Annotated in this window: 1 pseudogene; it reads right to left on the bottom strand. The window is 67.6% G+C overall.

The features are described 5' to 3' along the window. Nucleotides 1-417 (bottom strand): annotated as a pseudogene (locus tag AC3IFE_RS01565) (FAD-linked oxidase); the annotation flags it as partial.

Here is a 417-nt window from a genome sequence, read left to right as displayed (position 1 = left end):
CCTTGATCTCGACGATGCTCGGGATCGCCTCGCGCGCCTGGCCGAAGAATTCGAGGCAGACGGTGCGCGTGTGCGCGGGCATCTTGTGCAGCACCCAGCGCGCGGACGTGATGAGCCCGTCGCAGCCTTCCTTCTGCACGCCCGGCAGGCCGGCGAGGACCTTGTCGGTCACGTCCTTGCCGAGCCCTTCCTTGCGGAACCGGCGGCCTTCGATCTCGAGCATTTCGGTACGCAGCAGCTTCTCGCCGGGCGCATGCGCGCCGTCGAACCACTTCAGCTCGAAGCGCGCGACCGCGATGTCGTGGATCTTGCCCTGGTTGTGCTCGTGGCGCGTGACTTCGAGCCAGTTGCCGTCCGGGTCGACCATCCGCCACCACGCGAGGTTGTCGAGCGCGGTGCCCCACAGCACGGCCTTCT

This window comes from Burkholderia sp. APQ4-4ca, assembly GCF_057837105.1.
This window is presented reverse-complemented; position numbering and strand designations above follow the sequence as displayed.